General features: G+C 45.8%; 24 protein-coding genes and 1 tRNA gene. 5 read left to right on the top strand and 20 right to left on the bottom strand.

Annotated elements, in window-relative coordinates; translation table 11 throughout:
* Positions 1–15: 15 nt before the first annotated feature.
* Positions 16–741 (top strand): microcompartment protein PduB, encoded by a 726-nt coding sequence (pduB, locus tag FNY66_RS08770; protein WP_150310866.1) that lies wholly within the window; start codon positions 16–18, stop codon positions 739–741.
* Positions 742–767: 26 nt separating this feature from the next.
* Here pduB and FNY66_RS08765 read toward each other — a convergent pair whose 3' ends face one another.
* From FNY66_RS08765 to FNY66_RS08745, 5 genes are all read right to left on the bottom strand, one after another.
* Positions 768–1,559, bottom strand: coding sequence for a nitroreductase family protein (locus FNY66_RS08765; RefSeq protein WP_150310865.1), 792 nt, complete (start codon positions 1,557–1,559; stop codon positions 768–770).
* Between the two features lie 31 nt (positions 1,560–1,590).
* On the bottom strand, positions 1,591–2,826 hold the full coding sequence (hflX, locus tag FNY66_RS08760) for a GTPase HflX (RefSeq protein WP_150310864.1): 1,236 nt from the start codon (positions 2,824–2,826) through the stop codon (positions 1,591–1,593).
* Positions 2,827–2,854: 28 nt separating this feature from the next.
* Positions 2,855–3,427, bottom strand: coding sequence for a class I SAM-dependent methyltransferase (locus tag FNY66_RS08755; protein ID WP_150310863.1), 573 nt, complete (start codon positions 3,425–3,427; stop codon positions 2,855–2,857).
* 98 nt (positions 3,428–3,525) lie between these two features.
* Positions 3,526–4,068: a tetratricopeptide repeat protein gene (locus tag FNY66_RS08750; RefSeq protein WP_150310862.1), complete on the bottom strand. Its 543-nt coding sequence runs from the start codon at positions 4,066–4,068 to the stop codon at positions 3,526–3,528.
* A gap of 7 nt (positions 4,069–4,075) precedes the next feature.
* Positions 4,076–5,941, bottom strand: coding sequence for a heavy metal translocating P-type ATPase (locus FNY66_RS08745; protein WP_087150066.1), 1,866 nt, complete (start codon positions 5,939–5,941; stop codon positions 4,076–4,078).
* 227 nt (positions 5,942–6,168) lie between these two features.
* Between FNY66_RS08745 and FNY66_RS08740 the strand changes: the two genes are divergently transcribed.
* Genes FNY66_RS08740 through FNY66_RS08730 form a run of 3 tightly spaced genes read left to right on the top strand, consistent with a single transcriptional unit; the run spans position 6,169 to position 8,759 of the window.
* Complete coding sequence (locus tag FNY66_RS08740) at positions 6,169–7,296, top strand: hypothetical protein (protein ID WP_150310861.1); 1,128 nt, start codon at positions 6,169–6,171, stop codon at positions 7,294–7,296.
* 33 nt (positions 7,297–7,329) lie between these two features.
* Positions 7,330–7,812 (top strand): NfeD family protein, encoded by a 483-nt coding sequence (locus tag FNY66_RS08735; RefSeq protein ID WP_164488309.1) that lies wholly within the window; start codon positions 7,330–7,332, stop codon positions 7,810–7,812.
* Entirely contained in the window at positions 7,809–8,759 is a 951-nt protein-coding gene (locus FNY66_RS08730) for an SPFH domain-containing protein (protein WP_087150064.1), read from the top strand. The genes FNY66_RS08735 and FNY66_RS08730 overlap by 4 nt, the downstream gene beginning before the upstream one ends.
* 110 nt (positions 8,760–8,869) lie before the next feature.
* On the opposite strand, the gene FNY66_RS08725 is transcribed toward FNY66_RS08730, so the two are convergent.
* The 4 genes from FNY66_RS08725 to FNY66_RS08710 form a co-directional block, all read right to left on the bottom strand.
* Positions 8,870–9,607 carry a GTP pyrophosphokinase gene (locus FNY66_RS08725; RefSeq protein WP_087150063.1) on the bottom strand — a complete coding sequence of 246 codons (738 nt, stop codon included), beginning with the start codon at positions 9,605–9,607 and terminating at the stop codon, positions 8,870–8,872.
* Between the two features lie 100 nt (positions 9,608–9,707).
* A complete protein-coding gene (locus FNY66_RS08720) occupies positions 9,708–10,760 on the bottom strand; it encodes a PTS transporter subunit IIC (RefSeq protein ID WP_087150139.1) in 1,053 nt (350 codons plus the stop codon).
* 51 nt (positions 10,761–10,811) lie between these two features.
* Entirely contained in the window at positions 10,812–11,240 is a 429-nt protein-coding gene (locus FNY66_RS08715) for an HI0074 family nucleotidyltransferase substrate-binding subunit (protein ID WP_150310860.1), read from the bottom strand.
* On the bottom strand, positions 11,224–11,493 hold the full coding sequence (locus tag FNY66_RS08710) for a nucleotidyltransferase family protein (protein ID WP_087150061.1): 270 nt from the start codon (positions 11,491–11,493) through the stop codon (positions 11,224–11,226). Before FNY66_RS08710 ends, FNY66_RS08715 begins: the two co-directional genes overlap by 17 nt.
* Positions 11,494–11,636: 143 nt before the next feature.
* On the opposite strand from FNY66_RS08710, the gene FNY66_RS08705 reads away from it, so the two are divergent.
* A complete protein-coding gene (locus FNY66_RS08705; RefSeq protein ID WP_087150060.1) occupies positions 11,637–11,900 on the top strand; it encodes a hypothetical protein in 264 nt (87 codons plus the stop codon).
* Positions 11,901–12,210: 310 nt separating this feature from the next.
* On the opposite strand, the gene FNY66_RS08700 is transcribed toward FNY66_RS08705, so the two are convergent.
* The 11 genes from FNY66_RS08700 to FNY66_RS08650 form a co-directional block, all read right to left on the bottom strand.
* Positions 12,211–12,819, bottom strand: a complete 609-nt coding sequence (locus tag FNY66_RS08700) for a site-specific integrase (RefSeq protein WP_267872929.1) — start codon at positions 12,817–12,819, stop codon at positions 12,211–12,213.
* On the bottom strand, positions 12,816–13,256 hold the full coding sequence (locus FNY66_RS08695; RefSeq protein WP_087150058.1) for a GtrA family protein: 441 nt from the start codon (positions 13,254–13,256) through the stop codon (positions 12,816–12,818). Before FNY66_RS08695 ends, FNY66_RS08700 begins: the two co-directional genes overlap by 4 nt.
* 2 nt (positions 13,257–13,258) lie before the next feature.
* Positions 13,259–14,209, bottom strand: a complete 951-nt coding sequence (locus FNY66_RS08690) for a glycosyltransferase family 2 protein (RefSeq protein WP_087150057.1) — start codon at positions 14,207–14,209, stop codon at positions 13,259–13,261.
* A 12-nt stretch (positions 14,210–14,221) separates the two neighbouring features.
* Entirely contained in the window at positions 14,222–15,997 is a 1,776-nt protein-coding gene (locus FNY66_RS08685; protein WP_150310859.1) for a glycosyltransferase family 39 protein, read from the bottom strand.
* Between the two features lie 133 nt (positions 15,998–16,130).
* On the bottom strand, positions 16,131–17,102 hold the full coding sequence (locus FNY66_RS08680) for an SGNH/GDSL hydrolase family protein (protein WP_150310858.1): 972 nt from the start codon (positions 17,100–17,102) through the stop codon (positions 16,131–16,133).
* 45 nt (positions 17,103–17,147) lie between these two features.
* Positions 17,148–17,218: transfer RNA gene (locus FNY66_RS08675), tRNA-Gly, on the bottom strand.
* A 52-nt stretch (positions 17,219–17,270) separates the two neighbouring features.
* Positions 17,271–17,939, bottom strand: a complete 669-nt coding sequence (gene ung, locus FNY66_RS08670; RefSeq protein WP_087150054.1) for a uracil-DNA glycosylase — start codon at positions 17,937–17,939, stop codon at positions 17,271–17,273.
* A gap of 83 nt (positions 17,940–18,022) precedes the next feature.
* Positions 18,023–18,784, bottom strand: a complete 762-nt coding sequence (gene hisF / locus FNY66_RS08665) for an imidazole glycerol phosphate synthase subunit HisF (protein ID WP_150310857.1) — start codon at positions 18,782–18,784, stop codon at positions 18,023–18,025.
* Positions 18,785–18,796: 12 nt separating this feature from the next.
* Positions 18,797–19,402: an imidazole glycerol phosphate synthase subunit HisH gene (gene hisH, locus FNY66_RS08660; protein ID WP_150310856.1), complete on the bottom strand. Its 606-nt coding sequence runs from the start codon at positions 19,400–19,402 to the stop codon at positions 18,797–18,799.
* Positions 19,403–19,440: 38 nt separating this feature from the next.
* Positions 19,441–20,787: an alanine/glycine:cation symporter family protein gene (locus FNY66_RS08655; RefSeq protein ID WP_456299297.1), complete on the bottom strand. Its 1,347-nt coding sequence runs from the start codon at positions 20,785–20,787 to the stop codon at positions 19,441–19,443.
* A 228-nt stretch (positions 20,788–21,015) separates the two neighbouring features.
* Positions 21,016–22,509, bottom strand: a complete 1,494-nt coding sequence (locus tag FNY66_RS08650; RefSeq protein ID WP_087150050.1) for a sensor histidine kinase — start codon at positions 22,507–22,509, stop codon at positions 21,016–21,018.
* Between the last annotated feature and the right edge of the window lie 36 nt (positions 22,510–22,545).

Below are 22,545 nucleotides of genomic sequence, written 5' to 3'. Positions count from 1 at the left end.
CAGGAGATTGATCCGATGATAGATGTAAATGATCTGACAAAAATCCCGACTGACTGTTCGCTGACAGAGTTCGTCGGTACAACTGTGCTCGATACGATTGGGCTCGTCATTCCCGGAATTGACTCGTCTCTTCTCGAACAAATGAATCTGAAAAAGCCATATAAGAGTCTCGGACTCATCAGCTCCCGGACCGGAGCTGCCGGCCAGATCAATGCAGTTGACGAGGCAGTAAAGTCCACCAACACAGAGGTAGTCTCTATTGAACTTCCCCGAGATACAAAGGGATGGGGCGGTCATGGATGCTTCATCATCCTGGGCGGCGAAAACGTGTCTGATGTAAGGCGCGCAGTTGAGATTTCCCTGGAATATATTGAGAAATACGCCGGTGAGCTGTACATCAGCCAGGCCGGTCATCTGGAATTCACCTACTCTGCCTGTGCGGACCTGGCGCTCAATATAGCTTTTGACGCGCCGGTCGGCAGGCCGTTCGGCTTCTTCTGCGGTTCACCCGCAGCGATCGGACTTGTCATGGCAGACCTGGCGGTCAAAGCATCACCGGTGGAAATAATCCGCTATATGACGCCGGATAAAGGAACGAGTCATTCCAACGAGGTGATCGTTGCAGTAACAGGCGATGCTTCCGCTGTAAAGGACGCCGTTCTGACGGCAAGAGAGACCGGTTTAAGGCTTCTGGTATCCATGGGAAGCTTTCCCGAGACACCGTCAAAGCCATTTCTCTGATTCTGAATATATGTAGCCAAAGGCAGTTATCTCCATATGATATCTGCCTTTTTTCTCGGGGCTGTCCGTTTATATGTAATAGCAGGATATCCGATGAGCATACAGCACGTAAGATGCCTTTCCGCTATTTGGAGCCATTCTTTCAACGTGGAGGACGCCTCTATTATCCGCTGCAGATAGCCGCTGTAAAGCACTCCTGCCCCCTCTGCCACGGCCATGGTTTCCATATTCGCAGCCGCCAGACCTCCGTCGAGCGGATTCTCTGACGCGATGAGGATACACGACGGCGCATTGAAAAACAACTGATCATCCGCCGGATCTTTCTTCCATCTACGGTACATAAATTTAAACAGCATGGCATACTGGGGCATCTCTTTTTTCATCTGTTCGGCCAGTTTTGGAACCTCTTCCCACAGAAGCCGCTTAAATTCATCCAGTTCATCCTGCAGTACGATAAACCGGCATGACTGGCTGTTCTTCGCAGTCGGTGTATATCTCCCCGCCTGCAGTATCCGCTCAAGTTTCTCTCTCTCGACGGGCTTCTCTCTGTATGAGCGCACACTGCGCCGGAACTTCACCGCACGCAGGAAATGTTCCGGATCTACAGCAAACGTTTCCTTATCGAACTCCTCGACATCACCCATATCATATTCCGGAATCGATACCGCTGCCTGTGGACAGACAGCAACACAATGTCCGCACTGTATACACTCCGGTGTGTATACAGCCTTTTTTTCTTCCAGTTTCAGTTTTCCCGCCGGACAGTCTTTCACACACAGACCGCACCCGATACATTTTTCCCTTTCTACGACTACCATAAATACCGTCCTTTCTGAATATCCGTCACACCTATATCTTTCCGTACACGTCTTTCGGTACGTATGCTTTCACCTCAATCCCTTCAGGGACATACTCCTCCGATATAAGCTGCCCGCGGCTGCGGATAAGCTGGATCTTCCCCGCTTCCGAAAAATCATAAAGTCGTTCAATATATATCTGGTCTCTTCTTAATATTTCAAGAAGCGCTTTTTTCAGTTCTTCCAGTCCCAGCCCAGTCTTCGCCGACACAGGTATGGAGTATTCGGCCCGGAAGTCTCTCTGCCGCACCGGACTCTCCAGTTTATCCTGCTTATTAAACAGCGTCACTACCGGGCGGTCCTCCACGCCCAGCTGCCGCAGCGTATCGTATACTACATACATCTGTTCATCCATCTGCGGATTTGACGCATCCACCACATGAATGATGATATCCGCATACTTTGCCTCCTCGAGCGTGCTCTTGAACGCCTCCACCAGATGATGCGGAAGTTTTCGGATAAACCCGACCGTATCCGTGATCAGAATTTCCTGGGTATTGTCAAGTGTCAGGGCACGCGTCGTTGTATCAAGCGTGGAGAACAGCATAGCATCCTCCAATATCCCCGCACCTGTCAGCGCATTCTCAATACTGCTCTTGCCTGCGGAAGTATATCCTACCAGCGCCGCCACTTTCACTCCCGACTGCCTGCGCTGTGAACGGATCAATTCCCTGTGTTTTTCCACATCTCTCAGATCGCGCTTGAGTCTGCTGATCCTCTCTCTTATCAGCCGTCGGTCCATTTCCAGCTTCTTCTCTCCCGGTCCTCTCGTCCCGATACCGCCGCCCAGCCTGGAGAGCGATCTGCCTAGTCCGGTAAGGCGTGAAGCCCGGTACCGAAGCTGGGCCAGCTCTACCTGTATCTTGCCTTCCCCCGATACAGCGCGGGCTGCAAAGATATCTAGGATAAGGAGCGTCCGGTCAATGATCTTGCAGGAGAGTTCGGCTTCCAGACTGCCAAGCTGGGCACTGGTCAGCTCATCGTCACATATGATCCCGGTGGCCTCCGTCTCCCAGATCAGATCTTTCAACTCTTCTAATTTGCCTTTCCCGATATAAGTTGCCGGATGCGCACTCTCCCGTGCCTGGATCAGGCGCCCCGAGACATTTGCCCCCGCAGTCTTTGCGAGCTCCGCGAGCTCGTCAAGAGAGCGTTCTGCCATCTCCTGATTACCTGTATCAAGACCCACGAGGATAACTTTCTCGTTGATATGTTCTGTCTCATGCATAAATCTTATCTCCTTATTATCAAACAGCCTACGCGAGCCGGACCACAAACACAGGCAGGGGCGGATCATTTTTCCTGTTGTAATAACTGTGGACGATCACCAGCCACTTTCTGGCGTCTAACCCTTTCAGGTAAGCCAGCAGGGCATCACGCTCTTCGTATCCCGTATCACCGCCGCTGTAGATACACAGACTCATAACACCGCCCGTCTTCAGAAGCTTCATTCCCTGTTCCACAGCCTGGAGACTCGTCCGGGCATTTGTGGCGATCGAGTGATCTCCGCCCGGCAGATAGCCGAAATTGAACATAATGGCTGACACCTGTTCCTCCACATATTTTCCCATATTCTCATGTCCGTCGCAGATCAGCACCGCCTGCTCTGCGCACCCTGCTTCTGCCAGATGGATCCTTGTCTGCTCCACCGCTTCCATCTGAATATCAAAACCATATACCCGGCCTGTCTTTCCGGCCAGACGGCAGAGAAATTCTGTATCATGCCCTTTGCCGCAGGTCGCATCGATACAGTGATCGCCTTCATGTATATAGTCTTGGAGAAAGCGATGGCAATATTCCGTAATCTGATATTTTGCTCTTATACTCATAGTCTCTCCAAAAGTACCGGGCAATCCCACAGAATTGCCCGGTACCTGTATCTTCCTGCTACTTATATACAGCTGATTTTCCCCTCTGCCAGCACACCCTATCGTGTCTCTAAGAATTCTGCTTCTTTCTGAACAGTTTCATCATCAGGGTAAGCTTCCAGATACTCTGTCACTTTCTCCTTCGCATTCTCCCAGTCAGCCTGCTTCTCATAACAGATGATCTCATTATACTTCATCTCCTGCACCAGATCTTCGTCCGCCTTGTCCGCTCCATCCGATATGCTCATAAGCGCCAGTCCAGACTGTATATAGTCCAGCGCCGACTTATAATCCTCCGTCTGCATAGCGCAGATTCCCATCAGATTGTACATTTGAATGGTCTGCTTTGCACCGTTTTCTGCTGCCTGCCGGAATGACTCAAGAGCATTTTCATAATCCTCCATCTCATAATACGTCATCCCGAGCCCGCGATATCCTTCCGCCGCATCGCCGCTCTGTGTCATCTCCTCAAAATCAGCCAGCGCCTCTTCATAATCTCCCTTTTCAAGTGCCGACACACCCGATTTCTGAGGGTTTGAGCACCCTCCGATCACACCTGCTGCAGCAACAGCAGCCAATATAATTATCCATCTTTTTTTCATTTCTTATTCACACTCCCCGTTCCGGATAATGCATCATCCAGAATGAATTTAATATATTGATCAGCATGACTGCCATATCGGCTATAATGGCATTCTGCATCGTCACAAAACCAAAAAAAGCCAGAATGATCAGTATTATTTTCATACCGACAGCAAATATCATATTCTGCTTCACAGACCTCAGTGTTGCCTTTGCAATCCGGATTGCTTTGATAATTCCCGAGGGCTCGTCCTCCATCAGAATAATATCGGCCGCTTCAAGTGCCGCATCTGCTCCCAGACCGCCCATCGCAATTCCAATGTCCGCCAGCGTCAATACCGGAGCGTCGTTGATGCCGTCTCCCACGAACACCAGCTTTTCTCCCTCCATCTGATTTTCACAGAATTCCTCCAGCAGAGACACCTTATCCTCCGGCATCAGTTCCGAATATACACTCTCGATGTGAAGTTTTGACGCCACTGCCTCGGCTGCATGCTCATTATCCCCCGTAAGCATTACAGTCGCCAGATCCTTTTTATGCATCCATCGGATCAGTTTCCCCGCATCTTTCCGTATAACGTCGGAGATAAGTATGTATCCGCCATATTGGCCATTGACTGCTATATAGACAACCGTTCCCGCTTCTGCAGCCAGCTGATAGAAGATTCCCTGCCGGTTCATAAGCCGTGTATTACCTACATAGACCTCTTTTCCGTCCACTGTAGCCCGGACACCGTATCCCGGCTGTTCTTCTATATCTGACACTCTTGTCTTGTCCACGTCTTTTCCATAAGCTTCTCTCAGTGACAGTGCGATAGGATGATTTGAATAAGACTCAGCAAGAGCAGCTATTTCCAGCAGCTGTTCTTTATCCATTTTCCAGGGGACAACATCCCGCACATAAAAGACGCCCTCCGTCAGTGTGCCTGTTTTGTCGAAGACAAATGTATCTGCTTCCGTAAGGTCTTCCAGAAAGGCGCCACTCTTTATCAATATTCCCTGTTTTGAAGCAGCTCCTATTCCCCCCAGAAACGCCAGCGGTATCGATACCATCAGACCGCACGGACATGCTGCTACCAGTATGACCAGTCCGCGGTAAATCCACTCTGCTTTCGATTCGTCAAATATCATTGGCGGCAGTATCATTGTAAGCAAAGCTATCAGAATCACTATCGGTGTATAATACTTTGTAAATTTGTCTGCAAAGCGTACGCTCTCCGATTTCTTGTCGTTAGCGTTTTCGACCAGTCTCATTATTCTGGCCGCAGCTGAATCATTGTACAGCCGGGTAACTCTCGCCTCAAGCACTCCGTTAAGATTGATGCACCCGCTGTACAGACGGTCGCCGATTTTTACAGCCCGGGGCTCTGACTCTCCTGTCAGGGCTTTCATATCGACAGCTCCCGTCCCCGAAATCACAACCGAATCTACCGGGATCTTCTCACCCGGTCTGAGAACAATGATCTGTTTTAATTCCAGCTGCTGGGGAGGCACTACTTTCTCTTTATTCCCCACTTTCAGATTGGCATATTCAGGCCGTATATCAATAAACTCCGCTATTGATTTCTTTGTCCTGCCCAGAGACAATTCTTCTACAAGCTTCGACACCTGGTAAAACAGCATCGCAGCAACAGCCTCTTTATGTCTGCCTACAGCAAAAGCACCTGCCGTTGCCAGGATCATGAGCAGATTTTCATCCAAAAACTGCTTCTTCTTAATCTTCCTGATCTGGTCCAAATACGTAGTCAGCGACAAAACTGCATATGCTGCCAAAAACAGTACCGTCTCTCCCATAGACGAAACTGTCCAGTACGACACGATCGACCATGCGATGAGATAGATCAGAAGACCTGCGCCGATCTCAATCCCCTTTTTCCTCGCCTCATCTGTCATCACTTTGCACCTTTGACTTTCATAAACTTTTCCTTCAAATATACAGTATAGCGAAAATGTTCGTGTGCATCAACATATTTTATAAAGCATGGTAAAATCTTAAGGATTTTTTACATTTTTCGCCATTATTTATTATTTTACACAAAACATACTTCTCTTGTGATAGAATAAATTAAAATTCATGATCATTAGCATTAACGTTTCACAGAAACAAGAGGGGGTGGATCATGTTTAAAAAGAAATGTAGTTTATGCGGAGGCCGTCTCGAAAATAACCGGTGTACCCTGTGCGGTCTGGATAACTCCATCTATGAACAGCGCAGACCGGTCAGACAAAGCACAATGGAACCGGCACACCGTGTGCAGACACCCAAACCCAACCCATCTTCCGCTTCATCTTCCGGCACCAAAAGTGCCTCTCAAAAAAAGCAGGCGCAGCACATGCCCCGGCAGCCCGGCAGCATCCAGCCGCCCCGACGTATACAGGTGCAGAATATGCAGCCGCAGGACAAGAAAAGCAAGTATTCGTCACGGATAGTCCTTTTGACTATTGTGATCACCGTTTCACTGATTGTATTATCATTTATCTTGTCCCTGCAGAATGGAGATGACGATCATATCTGGTCTGACGAGGGTTATGTCTGGTCTGATGAATATGATACATATGACTACTCAGACTATGATCCTTACGAATATGTGACCAGAGAGATCCCGGAGACCGGAGAAACCTATGAGACTGTACTTGGAAACGGTATATACCGCATCGGCGTACATGTTCCTGAGGGCATCTATCGCGCCGAATTATCAGAGGGGACCGGTTCTATCCAGATCAAAGATGAAGAGAACGGGATCTACCACTATGTTACGTTCGGTACCGATACAGAATATGACCAGGTCACTGAAGAAGAGGACATCCGGCTCTATAACGGTGCTGATCTGCTCGTAGACAGTGGGGTCATACTTCGGTTTGTTACAGAAAATGCACAGCCGCCGGTACAGGAAATACAAGAAAACCCGCTAAAAGAACCAGTCAGCCTTGAGGCAGGGAACTATACTGCCGGAAGCGATATGACACCGCAAATCCCGCAGGGTATATATGATATCACCGCTCTTGACACGCTAACAGACGAATATGGTTATTCCAGTGTCACCCTGACATATCCGAACGGTTCCTCCGAATATTTATGGATAGATAGTTCGGATTACGCACCCGTAACGGATGAATACACAGATATCTCAGCAAAGAATATTGTCATTACAGACGGAACTGAGATAACTGTTGAATATGGGAGCGTCACACTTATGCCTGGCAAAGGTTACTATGATGTGGACTATACTCAATACACATCGGAATAAATACTCGCAAATATTATATAGAAAGGAGACATTATGGAAATAGAAACAGATATTCTGGCACTTTCCCCGTCCTTCATAAATCTGATCTGGATCGGACTGTTCATTATACTGATCCTTATCGAAATATTCACGGTAGGACTGACAACAATCTGGTTTGCCATAGGTTCACTGGCTGCCGCCGCTGCAAACACACTGGGTGCCAATCTCATTATCCAGGTCATCGTTTTCCTGGCTGTGTCCGTCATTCTGCTGATTTTCACTCGTCCCTGGGCCGCAAAGCATCTAAACCGTAATCGCATCAGGACCAACTACGAAAGCAAGATCGGAGAAATCATACGGATTACTGAAAAAGTAGACAATTTAAATCAGTCCGGAAAAAGCGTTGTCGATGGACAGGAATGGACTGTGCGTTCGCACAAAGACAGTGAAATACTGGAAACAGGTGATCTGGCAAAGATTGTTGCTATTTCAGGGGTAAAATTAATCGTAGAAAAATATGAGGAGGAAACATTATGAATTCATTTATAAGCATAGGAACTATTCTTTTCCTGATCATCCTGATCATCATAGTACTTATCCTGATCTCATGTGTCAAGATCGTACATCAGGCACAGGCCGTCGTGGTTGAACGTCTCGGTGCTTATCTTACGACATGGAATACGGGCCTTCACTTTAAGGTACCTATCATCGACCGCGTTGCAAGACGGATCGATCTTAAAGAACAGGTTGTGGATTTCCCGCCGCAGCCCGTAATCACAAAAGATAATGTTACCATGCAGATTGACACCGTCATCTTTTATCAGATCACAGATCCGAAGATGTTCTGTTACGGGGTGGCAAATCCGATTGTTGCTATCGAGAATCTGACGGCAACCACGCTCAGAAATATCATTGGTGACCTGGAACTGGACCAGACGCTGACATCCCGCGAGACGATCAACACTAAAATGCGGGCCGAACTTGACCTGGCAACAGATCCATGGGGGATCAAGGTGAACCGCGTAGAACTTAAAAATATTATCCCGCCGACTGCAATCCGTGACGCAATGGAGAAACAGATGAAGGCCGAGCGTGAGAGGCGTGAAGCCATCCTCCGTGCAGAAGGTGAGAAGAAATCAACTGTTCTCGTAGCGGAAGGACACAAAGAGTCCGTAATTCTTGAAGCTGAAGCTGCAAAGCAGGCAGCAATCCTCAGGGCCGAGGCCGAGAAAGAGAAAATGATCCGCGAGGCAGAAGGTGAAGCAGAAGCTATCATGAAAGTTCAACAGGCTACTGCCGATGGTCTGAGATTCCTTAAGGAGGCCGGCGCCGATGATGCAGTCCTGACGCTCAGAAGTCTCGAAGCTTTTGAAAAAGCCGCAGACGGAAAAGCAACTAAGATCATTATCCCCTCCGAGATACAGGGAATTGCAGGACTTGTAAAATCCATCACTGAAGTTGCTTCTGACAGCGAACAGAAATAAACGGCCGCCAATTTCCCGGGCAAGCACGGCGGTCGTCCTCCGGGCATATCGCGCAAAAAGACGGGATACAGTTTTTCACTTCTGTATCCCGTCTTTTTCTTTTAGACACCTCAAGCCTTTGCTCTGAGCTTAGGCTGGCTTTTTCTTGTTCCTATCACATGTTCCAGCACATCGTCCATATTATCCCTCGTTTCCTCCTGAAGGATACATTCCTGAATCGCCTCATTTAAAGAGAGCATCTTTTCATCCAGCTCCGAAACCATCTTCGCGCACTCGCGAAGGTCTCTGCTGATATACTCCGGAGCATTACCCTCGAACTTATAATATATCTTATGTTCCAGACTTGCCCAGAAATCCATCGCAATTGTACGAATCTGTATCTCTACTTTGGTGTCTACCACACTGTCCGACAGAAAAATCGGAACCGATACAAGCATATGGTAACTCTTGTAACCGCTCTCTTTCGGATTCTTTATGTAATCTTTGATCGAAAGCACCTTGAGATCGCTCTGATTTCCGATCATCTCGGCAAGGCGGTAAATATCTGACGTAAAAGAACAGATCAATCTCACCCCTGCTATGTCATTGATATAGCGTACCATATTTTCAATGGACGTCTCATAACCATAGCGTTTTAATTTCTTAACGATACTCTCCGGGGTCTTGATCCTGGTTTTGATATGCTCGATCGGGTTATACTTGTGTACATGCTGAAACTCGTCGTTTAAAATCTCCAGCTTTGTGCCTACTTCCTTCAAAGCTGCATTGTAAAGAAATATCACCGTCTTCCAACTGTCGACATCCTCGTAGCTCTTCAGTGCAGCCTCGACCTGTTGTTCACCTCTCATCGCGGATATCCCCCATTGGTTATTTTACTGTTTATAAGTATACCATATTTTGTGGTCACTGTTAATCGAGTTCACTCTTTTTTTATTATCTTTTTATGATTCAGTTTAGCTTCATATCTCCCGGATGTATCCACTTCTTCTTCCTCATAAACTCTGAAATAAGCAGTGTGATCACCGCCGGAAGAACAAACTGGATCACTATGATCTTGACAAGTACGATCATCTCCGGTTCTGTCTGCGTCATCACCTGCCATGTCATCAGAGGCCCTACTAGCCCGGCAGTTCCCATTCCCGATCCCGTAGCGTTATTGGTCATATGAAATACCATCGTCGATACCGGTCCGAGTATGGCGCTGGACAGAATTGGAGGGATCCATATCTGCGGATGGCGCACGATATTCGGCACCTGCAGCATCGATGTTCCTATTCCCTGGGAAAGCAGTCCGCCGAATTTATTTTCCCGGAAGCTTGCCACTGCAAATCCGATCATATTACAGCAGCATCCGACTGTCGCCGCGCCCGCTGCCAGACCGGACAGATTCAGGATCACACCAAGAGCCGCTGAACTGATCGGAAGAGTCAGTATCATTCCCATCAGCACAGATACCACGATTCCCATAACAAAAGGCTGCTGCTCTGTCCCCCAGTTGATCAGCGATCCGAGCCAGGACATAAATCCTGAGATCGGCGGCCCGACAAGAAGCCCGACCGCAGAACCCACACCAATACAGACAAGCGGCGTCAGGATGATATCCAGCTTCGTCTTACCGGAGATCAGTATGCCGATCTCAATGGCAATATAAGCTGCAACAAATGCCCCCAGAGGTTCTCCCGGTCCTGAAAGTACGAGACTGCCGTCATTCACAATATCTCCGGACATAACATCACCCGCAAATGCTCCGATCATACCGACTACCGCGGCCGATACGATGACCAGGTGCCCTGCATCCAGTTTTCTTGCCACGCCGGCTCCTATACCCGCACCTGTCAGACCTGCCGCCACCTTTCCCAAAGTAAAGATCAGATCCCCGATATTTCCTCCGCAGTACGTGCCGATCTGCTGGATGATTGTTCCAATGATCAGCGTGGCAAACAGTCCCTGCGCCATGCCGGTGAGCCCGTCTATAAATATCCTGTCAAGAAGTTTCTTCATATGTGTCCCCTTTCCGCAGGGCAGAAGCATCTGCTCTCCCCGTTAAATTCCTCAATCCTGTTCTAAAGCCGCCTGCTCCCGCGTCAGGACCGCCGCTGCATGACTCCTGAATTCATACAGCCGGTCAATATACTCATGGATAATCCTCTGACAATACTCCTTCACGATAACACCGTCATAGTCATGAGCGAGCTGATTTCTGATCTTAAGCATTTCCATCCAGATATCGTCGTTGATCAGTTCCGCTTTATATGCAGCCCGAAGCACCTCCCTTGGCGATCCGGATACAAAGTTCGTAATAGCAAAATGCTGGATCAGTATATCTTTCATGACTTTCCACGACAGGTCAAAAGTAATGCTGAACTTTGCACTTGTCCCGCTTAAGACAAACGAATCCGACAGATCCCTTTGCCTTGCTTCCGCCAGTGAATCCAGCGAATTTTTAAATGATTTCCATCGTTTTTCAAATTTTACGTCCATATTTTCTGATGTCCTCCAGTATCAGTTCATTCCTGCATGTATCCATATCCAAAAGATCAACAGTCAATAAAGTGGGAATTTCTTCAATTTCTTCCTCGAGAGCATCAATATCATCTGCGCCGGATACTGCGATATCTATATCACTTCTCTCAAGCGCAGTCCCCTTTGCCCTTGATCCGAACAGAATAACCTCTGCTGCCTGATGTTTTATACAGAGCTCTTTTACTTTTTCCAGCACCATCTCTACAGTCATACGAGTTCATCCCCCTGTTATTTTGCCCTTTTATTAATATATCAAAAACCGCAGGCGCACACAACTGTACACCTGCGATTTTTTCTGAATGACTTTTCGACTTTCTTATGCTAGAATAGCATTTATGAAAGGAGCGGTATATTATGTTCCGTTTATGGGGAAAAGAATTCAAAGACAACCGAATGCTGAAAGACACCGTCATCTGCGACGAGACAGACGATACACGCACGCATAAGATCTTCAACGCACTTGATCAGATCTGCTACGAATTTGACCTGAGCAAGCCAATCTGGCTGGATTCCACGATCGCTGAGTTTAAACGTCATGCAAAGGCAAGATTTTATCAGGATAACTTTGTGGACTCGATAGATTTTGATTATCTGGAGATACAGGTGATCGAGGAGTAACTTTATTCTGCGCCTGTTCATTTACATAATATGGATGTAATCGGATAGGGAAAGCTTTCTTCCCCTACCAGATCACCGCGATACCTCGCTCATCTCACGGCATTGCCGCTCGATGACCGTTGCCCGTCGGATGCCCGCTCGTGCAAGCACGGCGGTCGCCCTCCGGGCGTATCGCGCAAAAAGCCGAAAACGCTGCACTTTCAACGTTTCCGGCTTTTTCTAAGCAGATGACGGGAATCGAATAGACCTTACAAGTCCTGTTTTCCTTTAAAAATCAAGGTTTTTTCGATTTTTATTTGATTACCTTTGATTACTTGGTAATCAAGTCAGCCTTAAACTCTGGAATAGAGCTAAGGATTGCACTTTTCGTTTCAATACTTCTTCGATTTCTGTGGTAATGGTTTTCCGTACAAAGAATATTGGTATGCCCCATCTGACCTATAACTATTCTTTGATCAATATTGTTGTCAAGTAGAATAGACCCGTAAGTTTTTCTTATTTTGTGTGGAGACTTTCTGTAAATTCCAACTTTGTCGCACACTCTTCGCAACCGCATTCTGATAGAATGTGTATGTATCCGCTCACCATTCTTAACAAAAATATAATCAGAAAATGGATTAAGCATTCTAATTTTCTTCACAAGCCACTCATACTCATTTGGAATTATAACTGTTCTAACTCCTGCCTGTGACTTCGGAAATTCTTTCACTTCGCACACATACTTATCGCCTTTTCTATATCGTGTCTCGGTGCGTCGGATTTTAAATGTAAATCCATCAAAATCTGTATGCTTTAGCGTAACAACTTCTCCAATTCTCACCCCGGTAACAAACATAAGCAAAATTGCAATATTGGACATATCAAGATTTTCTATCAGATATTCCATTATTTTAGGCATTTCTTCTTCATCAAAAACTATCTTTTAAAAGCAATAAATTTACTGAATATATAATTTAATATAACCACAACTATACTAATAATTACTTTTGCAAACATTCCATCAATACCGAAAATCTTCTGATCCAGTCCGAATGACACAAGCAGTGGAACTCCAATCATTTCCAGTGCCCCTGTAGCAAGCCGTGAAGCTGTAAATTTCCAGAATTCCGCAAATACAACATGAAATGATAAGTTCCTGCTTCGAAAGACCCACAGCTTATTCGTCACAAATGCAAAGAGAACTGCACATATCCACGAAAAAGCATTTGACATCGGGATAGCATTACTTCCGGGAGGCAGGACTTTCACAAAAAAGCCGTATGTCGCCCAACTGACAAGCGTTGTCATAATTCCCCAGAATAAATATAACAGAATTTCTTTGTTCTTCTCTGCCAAATTTCGAATTCCTTTTTTCATTTTTACTCTGCCCTTTTCGCATCATCGATATTGGTTTTTGCAATAATATAATGAGGACGCCGCTTTGTTTCCAGATAAATTTTGGCAATATATTGACCTATAATACCAAGACAAAAAAGTTGGATTCCTCCGATAAAAATAATAATACAGACCAGAGACGCCCATCCATCAACTGCATCACCAAACATCAACTTTCTTATAATAATCAGAATCAGGATAATAAAAGAGCAAAATGTCAGAAGAATCCCTCCCCAGGATGCAATAGACAGAGGCGTCTGTGAAAAATTAATAATCCCGTCGACAGCATAGCGAAACAGTTTCCAGAAACTCCACTTCGTCTCGCCGGCAACCCGCTCTACGTTTTTATAGGGAAGCCAATATGTTTTAAAACCGATCCAGCCAAAAATCCCTTTAGAAAAACGATTTGCCTCTTTCATCGCAACGATAACATTTACCATCTCCCTTTTCATCAACCGGAAGTCTCTTGCACCATCTACGATATCTGCATCTGAAATTCTGTTAATGATCTGATAGAATTTTCTGGCAAAAAAGCTGCGTATGGGCGGTTCGCCATCTCTGCTGACTCTTCTGGTCGCCACGCTATCATATTCCTTTGTTTCCAATATATTCAACATCTGTGGAAGAAGGGATGGCGGATCCTGCAGATCCGCATCCATAACAGCGACATAATCGCCGGAAACATTGCAGAATCCGGCATACATTGCTGCTTCTTTGCCAAAATTTCTGGAAAAATGAAGATATTTCACATGGTCATCCATTTCCGCCAGTCCCGTCAGTACATCCAAAGTATTATCAGTTGACCCATCATTTACAAAGACCATTTCATAAGAATATTCTTCCAATTTTTTCAAAACATTTGTTGTCTCCCTGTAGAATAAAGGAATTGACTCTTCTTCATTGTAGCAGGGAATAATAAGGGATATTTTCTTCATCTTTTCACCAACTCACTGCTCATATGTCAGTTTATAAATATTAACTGTAAAAGTACCAACTTTACCTTTTTCCGCGATTGTTTCACATTCAAACCCCTGGCTCTCGATCTGACCAAGCGTATCTTCGGCTTTCTTTATATTATTTAATATCAGCCAATAGATTCTTCCCGTATCCAACTTCGGAACATCAGACAAATTGACCAGCTCCGTTTCTACTCCCGGATAATAATATGCCGCAAGCGACCAATCGATATGAACCTGGTCGGTAAGAATTACATCATCTGTTTTAATATCCGATGTCAGTTCCATTGTTTCAGTAAGCATTTTATCAGCGCTTTTATCATGCAGATAAACCTTTTTGTAAGACGGAATAAATAATATACACATCACCAAAATGAGAAGAACAGAATATATTTTTCTGCCTTTCAATCTGGATATGACCACACATAATACCACCCATGCTACAACTGACACAGGATAAATATATCTCACCAGGTAAAACGGTCTGATAAGCTCTGAAATAGTAATACCGAATCCAATAGTACCAATAACACTTATGATTCCAGCTATTAAAAATACTACCCTGTCTGTGATATGAAAAGCAGATATATCGACACGTATTCCGTATTGTTCCTTGTTTGTTTTCTCGATCTTTATAATTCTAGTCTCATAAAGCAGTGCAAAAATAAAAGCGACCGCTATCAGGCACCATAGCCATAGAGGAAACTGTCCGGAAAACAGCTCCTGTATACTTTCCTGAAAAGTCGGTATTTCTTCAATCCAATAGCTCTCCGTTTTCTCCGTCAGGGTGCGTAACATAATAAAAAACCACGGCAGATATCCAATGACTGTCAGAACACATGTAATCAGCGTCTTTTTTAAATTCTCCTTCCTGCTGACCAGAGCACGAACAAGCAGCACCAGATAAAAGAAAGCCACTGATATCAGACAATAATAATGAGTATATGCCGCCGCAAGTGAAAACAAACCAAACAGAAGATAATCCTTCACACGGTTTTTCTCCAAGATACCGTATAAAGAATAAAAACTCAAAAGGACAAAAAGCGCTCCCCAGGAATACATCCTGACTTCAACATTATTTCGCACCGCATTAGCAGAAAGGCATGCAAGGGTAATCAAAATTACCGAAGCACTTCCGCCAAATTTTTTCCATATAGTTGTCATGGAAAAAATAATAATGACAACACACGGAATCAGCGATACCAAATGGAAAACCCACCCCTGTTTTCCGAAAATCTCATAAGCAATTTTGACTAGAAGATAGTAAAGCGGCGGATGCACATCTGCAGCCGTTCCCGAAATAATCCCCGGTATACTTTTTTGAGCAAGGTCTATGGTAAAGCCTTCATCTCCCCAAAAACAGTTATCAAAGATACGAATAAAGTTCAGCGCAAACAATACAGCCGAATAAACCCACGCACATAATTTCCAATAACAGAATTTAAAAGTTGTACCCGATGGTCTTGCAACTTTCAATGTCATATGTCGGCGTATATAACATTCTGTCAGCGGTTCTGCTAAAGCGATAAGAACTGCCAGGCTGATATATTTGCAGGCAAAGCCATTATGATTATTTAGATTATCCGACAATGATCCTGTACTATCAAATCCAAAATAAAGAATCATCATCATAACCCAATTGAGTCCTATCACAGCTATCAGATAATGCATAATCCTTTTTCTATCAGACAGCTGTGTATCAAAAATCCTGTTACGTACACAGATCAATATAAAAGGAGGTAGAAATACCGACAGTAACGCAATCATAATAAAAAAACTCCTTCTCTGTAAAATAAGACATCACACGCAAATGAATTTCCTAATATTCTTTGCTCGTCCTCTCTTTAAAAAACACTTTTAAATTGAATAAGAGTATTATCTAAAATTCCCCTCTTCAGTATTACCCCAGAAATTCCAATAAATCCACAGAGCTTGTGATCTGAAAACTATCGCTAATATAATCATCTGTCTGGAGAATATACACACTATTCCCATTAGACCCTCCCATATCCAGCAGCCCGATTTTGCCGGTTCCCAGCATAACCGGAAAACTCCATCTCAAAACTGGTCCCGCTGATTTTTTCCATGGAGTAAAATAGCCCGGAAAATGTCCTATCGCATTTGCACGTATTGCATTTACTGTCCCTGAAGCATAGATATTTACCATTTTTCCGTTTCTCTCAAGGTTAAATGTAAACCCATTTACATCTGATATATTACATACTGCGCTTGTTTCGATATCTCCTCCAAGCAATTTTCGGTATACATTTCTTGCAATTGTTGTCTGGCCACTGCTATTCGGATGAACATTATCACTTGAAAAACAACTCTCATTGAATACCATCCAGCTCCAGGAATCCCAAAAAACAACCTTCTGCTTTGCATAAATCATAACGGCATCATAAATTTTTCTTATTATCTGTTTCTTCGGCGGCACCAATCCGGGATTAAACAGATAAACAACGGATGCATTCGGACAATCAGACAAAACCTGATTAAAAAATGTTTCTACCGCATCCATAAATGAATCTCCGTAATCCTGATCATTGTCATTCCATCCCAACATGACAAAAACAGTTGTTGCTTCATCCAGCCAGCTAATCTCACCTTTATGATTGTTCCATGCCTGAATCGCTGTTCTTCTACTGGATGAAGACATATGGGTAAACCCAACTCCTCCTTCCCCATATACATGGGATTTCTCACACTCCAGATATGGAATCAGGCGGTTCCCCCATGAAATAACATTTCCGTCCGGAGAATATCCTTCAGTAAATGAATCTCCAAAAATAATGATTTTACTCAAATCAAGCCCAAGAATTCCATTCTCTATCTTCGCTCTTTCTATCATACTTATATCTCCTCCAATCAAAAAGAGCCGTAATCGCTATATTCTTAACAATCACGGCTTATTTACAGCAGATGACGGGAATCGAACCCGCCTCCCCAGCTTGGGAAGCTGGTATTCTACCGATGAACTACATCTGCATCAACACGTTATGAATTATAGCGCGCTTTTATTGAAATTGCAAGACTTTTCTCAGTCTATCTGCCAGTCGATGGGGGCAATCCCGTGACTCTCCAGAAATGCATTTGTCTTGCTGAACGGCCTGCTGCCAAAGAATCCGCGGAAAGCAGACAGCGGACTTGGATGAGGCGCCGTCAGGATCAGATGCTTCGGGTTGTTGAGCATCACTTTCTTCCTCTGAGCCGGGCTGCCCCACAGGATAAATACAATCGGTCTGTCCTGACCGTTCAGCGCCATGATCGCCGCATCTGTAAACTCCTCCCAGCCAATTCCCCGGTGAGAATTAGCCTGATGTGCACGAACCGTGAGCACCGTGTTCAGCATGAGCACTCCCTGCTCTGCCCATTTCGTCAGGCAGCCATGATTCGGAATCGCGCATCCCAGATCATCGTGGAGCTCCTGATATATATTCACAAGAGACGGGGGAATGTCCACGCCCTTCTTCACAGAAAAGCACAGGCCGTGCGCCTGCCCGTTATTGTGATACGGATCTTGTCCGAGGATCACGACCTTAACATCTTTCAGTGGCGTCAGATGGAACGCATTGAAAATGTCCTCCGCCGGAGGGAAGATCAGATGCGTCCTGTATTCCATGTTTACTGTCTCAAATAGTTTTTTGTAGTAGGGCTTTGAGAATTCCCCCTTCAGTGCTTCGTACCAGTCTCCGTTCAGGCCTGCCATGCTCCTGTTCCTCTTTTCTTTCTGAATATTCCAGATAATTTTATCATCATACCGGATGCATTGCAATGGATGAGCTGTTATATTTACAGCCTCACCGGCACGCCCTCACCCTGAAGGTATTCTTTCACCTGCCGGATCTCCAGCTCTTTATAGTGGAACAGAGAAGCAGCCAGCGCTGCGTCTGCTTTTCCGACTGACAGTGCTTCTTTAAAATGTTCTAACGTTCCTGCCCCGCCGGAGGCTATGACCGGAATGGATACACTTTCAGCGATCGTGCGTGTCAGCTCCAGATCATAACCGGCTTTCGTGCCGTCGCAGTCCATGCTGGTCAGCAGTATCTCCCCTGCCCCGAGCTTCTCCACTTTCATCGCCCACTCTACCGCGTCAATACCTACATCAATGCGTCCACCGTTCTTGTAAATATTCCATCCTGAACCGTCCGCTCTTTTCTTGGCATCAATCGCCACAACAACACACTGGCTTCCGAACTTATCAGCTGCATCGCTGACCAGCTCCGGCGTATTGATCGCAGAAGAATTAATCGAAATTTTGTCCGCACCTTCCCGGAGAATCGCCCGAAAGTCATCTACCGTACGGATACCGCCGCCTACAGTAAACGGGATAAACACACATTCTGCCACTTTCCTCACCATATCTATGACAGTTCCCCTGTTGTCGGACGATGCCGTTATATCGAGAAATACAAGTTCGTCTGCTCCCGCCTTATCATATGCTTTAGCAATCTCCACCGGATCACCTGCATCTTTAAGATCAACAAAATTGACTCCTTTTACTACTCTTCCCCCGTTTACATCAAGGCAGGGAATGATTCTCTTTGTAAACATATCGTTTTTCTCCTATAATTCCACAAAGTTCTTCAGTATCTGAAACCCCACATCACTGCTCTTCTCTGGATGGAACTGGCATGCAAACACATTGTCTTTCTCCACGGAAGCATGGATATGTGTGCAGTAATCCGTAGATGCTTTCACAATCCGCGCGTCAGCCGCCTTAAGATAATAGGAATGAACAAAATAAACATAGGCACCTTCCGCCACTCCGCGGAACAGCCTGCCATCATTCTCCAGGTGAAGTGAATTCCATCCCATATGCGGAATTTTCATTCCTTCCTTTTCCGGAATTTTCAGGATCTCTCCTTTCAGAATCCCAAGACCTTTCACACCTGGGGCCTCGTCGCTGCGCTCAAAGAGAAGCTGAAGTCCAAGACAAATCCCGAGAAACGGTGTCCCCTTGTCTACAACCTGACAGATCACGCTCTCCAGCCCTCTTTCACGTATTGTAGCCATCGCATCTCCAAAAGCGCCTACACCAGGCAGGATCACCTTATCAGCTGACAGGATCGTCTCTTTATCTCCGGTCACTTTTACTTCCTGCCCGAGAAGGAGAAGGGCTTTTTCCACACTCTTTATATTACCTGCATCATAGTCAATAATCGCTATCATCCTTTTTCCTCCGCTTCTGTATACGAGAATTTAACAGCTTATTTTTTACTGTTTCCGATACCGGTCTCGACCACCGGGATCGGCGTATCATCCACTGCGTCCAGATTGTTTACATATTTTTTCGTCTCTTTGACAATAACGGGCGAGAGCAGAAGGACTGCTATGAGGTTCGGGATTGCCATAAGCGCGTTAAGGATATCCGCGATCAGCCATACAAGATCCAGTGCCAGGACAGGCGCAATCAGTGCGACAGCTATATAAAGTACCCTGTACGGGATAAGCCCGAACTTTCCGGCAAAATATTCCACACACCGCTCCCCGTAATATGCCCATCCGAGAATCGTGGAATATGCAAATGTAATGATACCGACAACAAGGATAAACGGTCCGAAATACGGAATCTGTGAAAATGCCATTGTCGTAAGCTGACCTCCGTTATCAACTGTTGAAAGCAGATCCGGATTTTTCAGCATAGTCGATACAAGCACAAGTCCCGTCATCAGGCAGACAACAACTGTGTCCCAGAAAGTTCCCGTTGAAGAAACGAGCGCCTGACGCACCGGATTTTTCGTCCTTGCCGCAGCCGCCGCGATCGGCGCGGAGCCCATACCGGATTCATTAGAGAAGAGTCCTCTTGCAACTCCGTACTGGATTGCATAGCGGAGACCGCCGCCCACAAGGCCACCGATTACCGCCCCCTGATCTGCAAATGCAAGCCGGCAGATCGTGGTGACCGTAGGAATGATATACTCATGATTGATTCCCAGTATAATGATACATCCGATCACATAAAAAAGCGCCATGAAAGGAACCAGTTTCTCGCATACGCTTGCTATACTCTTTATTCCGCCGAAAATAACAAATGCCGTCAGCACCGCAATCACTACACCAACAATCCATGGATCAATCCCCAGATTAGTATTACAGACTTCTGCGATAGCATTAACCTGAGTCGCACATCCGATACCGAAAGATGCACATCCGGCAAATACCGAGAAGATCATCCCCAGCCATTTCAGATTAAGGCCTCGTTCCAGTGCATACATAGCTCCACCCTGCATACGTCCGTCAGGAGTCTTCACTCGATATTTAACCGCGATGAGAGACTCTGCATATTTCGTTGCAATGCCAAACACGCCGGTCAGCCAGCACCAGAGTACCGCTCCCGGTCCGCCTAATGCGATTGCAGTCCCCACACCGATAATATTGCCTGTTCCGATCGTAGATGCCAGCGCTGTTGCCAGAGCACCAAACTGGCTGACTTCGCCGTCAGCTCCCTCCTCTTTTGATACAGAGAGAGGGATTCCCTTCATAATTGTCTTTCTCTGTATGAATCCGGTCCTCAACGTCAGAAAAACGTGGGTTCCCAAAAGAAGAATGATCATCCACCACCCCCACACAAAGTCGTCTACTGACTGTACGGCACTGTAAATCTTGTCATACACTGCAAATTCCTCCTCATTCTTTAAAATAGTTACAGTTCAGTCATGATTGTCATATGGCTGAACTGTTACCTAAAATGATATAAGGCATACCCATGCCCACTGCTGACAGCCGGCATGCCGTATGCCTTAAACCACTCTGTAACGTTAATATTTTATCGCACTTTCACTTTAATGTAAAGAAGTATTTTCTGTTTTTGCATCCAGCTCGAACCAGAACTCTACGCCGTTATCGAAATTACGTACTCCGTATTTCTGGTGGAACGACTCCATAATAGCCTTTACGATTGAAAGACCGATTCCATTTCCTCCATATTCTCTTGTATGCGCTTTATCCACTTTATAGAACTTATCCCACAGCTTTGGTACATCCTCGTCCGGTATCGGTTTCCCGCTGTTAAATACACTGATATGAGCTGTATCCCCGATCTGACGTATCCGCACCTCTATCCGCTTTTCATTTTCCACATGATGGATCGCATTCGTCAGATAATTGCGCACCACCTGCTCGGTCTTGAACTCATCCGCCCATACATCCAGCTTCTCATCCGCCACAAAGTCCACTGTTGCTTCCGCCTGCTGGATCAGGATATCGCAGCTTGCGATAACCCCGCGCACCAGTCCCACAATATCAAAACGCTCAAATTGTACTTCATCTGAACCGAACTCAAGCTGATTCAGAGTCAGCAGATTCTTCACCATCCTGTTCATCTTGTCAGCTTCATCCATAATAACCTCGCAGTAGAATTCCCGGCTTTCAGGATCATCATTCACCCCTTCTTTCAGCCCTTCTGCATACCCCTGGATCAATGCGATCGGTGTCTTAAGTTCATGGGATACATTGCCAAGGAATTCATTTCGCATCTCTTCCATCTTCTCTTTCTGCTCGATATCTTTCTGGAGCTGATTATTCGCCCGTTTAAGCTCGGAAATAGTCTTCTCGAGCTGTTCGGACATCCTGTTGAAATTACTTCCCAGGATTCCGATTTCATCACTCTCTTCACTCGTATACTTTGCATCGAAATTCAGATTTGCCATCTCCTGGGACAGACGCGCCAGTTCCATAATCGGTTGTGTGATCCTTCTCGACAGAAGCCACACAAGCAGGCCGCCGATAACGATACCCACAGTGCCCAGATAGATCAGGAACTGATTTGCCAGTGCCGCGCTCTCCCTGATGCTTGCCAGCGGGCTCTGCATCACAAACCAGGATCCGTCAGAAAATATTCCCCACATCTTCAGATATTCCACATCGCTCACACCGCTTTCTGCCGCTGTGCGATAGATCGTAAAATTATCGCTCTGCTCAATTACCGTATCCGGATCGATGTTCTGTCCGAGGACCTCCCCGATCATCTGACTCATGCGCGGATCATTCTCGGGCATAGTAGAGAATACTGCTTTTCCCCTGCTGTTCGCAACGACAATATCTATATTTCCACGCTCCGTACGCACCAATATTTCTTTCATTACTGACAAGTCAGTCAGGCTGCCTTCCTGCAGCGTCTGATCCACTTCATGGTAAGTGCGCACCAGATCTTTCGCCTTATGCGACAGATAATATGTGCCGAGAAATCCGTTGTTGATAATAAGCACTGCTCCAAGTATACAGACAAACAAACCGATAAAGATCGCCGTCATCTGACGTCTGATCGAATGTTTCATATAAGTCACCTCAATCGTATCATATGTAATGATCCG

The sequence above is a fragment of the Mediterraneibacter catenae genome (assembly GCF_008691045.1).
Taxonomy (GTDB): Bacteria; Bacillota; Clostridia; order Lachnospirales; family Lachnospiraceae; genus Mediterraneibacter; species Mediterraneibacter ornithocaccae.
The sequence above is the reverse complement of the archived record's forward strand: the minus strand, read 5'-3'. Positions and strand labels throughout refer to the sequence as shown.

Coding starts and splice junctions, on each gene's coding strand:
- pduB (WP_150310866.1), top strand. CDS start 16: ATGATAGATGTAAATGATCTGACAAAAATCCCGACTGACTGTTCGCTG.
- FNY66_RS08765 (WP_150310865.1), bottom strand. CDS start 1,559: ATGGTAGTCGTAGAAAGGGAAAAATGTATCGGGTGCGGTCTGTGTGTG.
- hflX (WP_150310864.1), bottom strand. CDS start 2,826: ATGCATGAGACAGAACATATCAACGAGAAAGTTATCCTCGTGGGTCTT.
- FNY66_RS08755 (WP_150310863.1), bottom strand. CDS start 3,427: ATGAGTATAAGAGCAAAATATCAGATTACGGAATATTGCCATCGCTTT.
- FNY66_RS08750 (WP_150310862.1), bottom strand. CDS start 4,068: ATGAAAAAAAGATGGATAATTATATTGGCTGCTGTTGCTGCAGCAGGT.
- FNY66_RS08745 (WP_087150066.1), bottom strand. CDS start 5,941: ATGACAGATGAGGCGAGGAAAAAGGGGATTGAGATCGGCGCAGGTCTT.
- FNY66_RS08740 (WP_150310861.1), top strand. CDS start 6,169: ATGTTTAAAAAGAAATGTAGTTTATGCGGAGGCCGTCTCGAAAATAAC.
- FNY66_RS08735 (WP_164488309.1), top strand. CDS start 7,330: ATGGAAATAGAAACAGATATTCTGGCACTTTCCCCGTCCTTCATAAAT.
- FNY66_RS08730 (WP_087150064.1), top strand. CDS start 7,809: ATGAATTCATTTATAAGCATAGGAACTATTCTTTTCCTGATCATCCTG.
- FNY66_RS08725 (WP_087150063.1), bottom strand. CDS start 9,607: ATGAGAGGTGAACAACAGGTCGAGGCTGCACTGAAGAGCTACGAGGAT.
- FNY66_RS08720 (WP_087150139.1), bottom strand. CDS start 10,760: ATGAAGAAACTTCTTGACAGGATATTTATAGACGGGCTCACCGGCATG.
- FNY66_RS08715 (WP_150310860.1), bottom strand. CDS start 11,240: ATGGACGTAAAATTTGAAAAACGATGGAAATCATTTAAAAATTCGCTG.
- FNY66_RS08710 (WP_087150061.1), bottom strand. CDS start 11,493: ATGACTGTAGAGATGGTGCTGGAAAAAGTAAAAGAGCTCTGTATAAAA.
- FNY66_RS08705 (WP_087150060.1), top strand. CDS start 11,637: ATGTTCCGTTTATGGGGAAAAGAATTCAAAGACAACCGAATGCTGAAA.
- FNY66_RS08695 (WP_087150058.1), bottom strand. CDS start 13,256: ATGAAAAAAGGAATTCGAAATTTGGCAGAGAAGAACAAAGAAATTCTG.
- FNY66_RS08690 (WP_087150057.1), bottom strand. CDS start 14,209: ATGAAGAAAATATCCCTTATTATTCCCTGCTACAATGAAGAAGAGTCA.
- FNY66_RS08685 (WP_150310859.1), bottom strand. CDS start 15,997: ATGATTGCGTTACTGTCGGTATTTCTACCTCCTTTTATATTGATCTGT.
- ung (WP_087150054.1), bottom strand. CDS start 17,939: ATGGCAGGCCTGAACGGAGACTGGTACGAAGCACTGAAGGGGGAATTC.
- hisF (WP_150310857.1), bottom strand. CDS start 18,784: ATGTTTACAAAGAGAATCATTCCCTGCCTTGATGTAAACGGGGGAAGA.
- hisH (WP_150310856.1), bottom strand. CDS start 19,402: ATGATAGCGATTATTGACTATGATGCAGGTAATATAAAGAGTGTGGAA.
- FNY66_RS08655 (WP_456299297.1), bottom strand. CDS start 20,787: ATGATCATTCTTCTTTTGGGAACCCACGTTTTTCTGACGTTGAGGACC.
- FNY66_RS08650 (WP_087150050.1), bottom strand. CDS start 22,509: ATGAAACATTCGATCAGACGTCAGATGACGGCGATCTTTATCGGTTTG.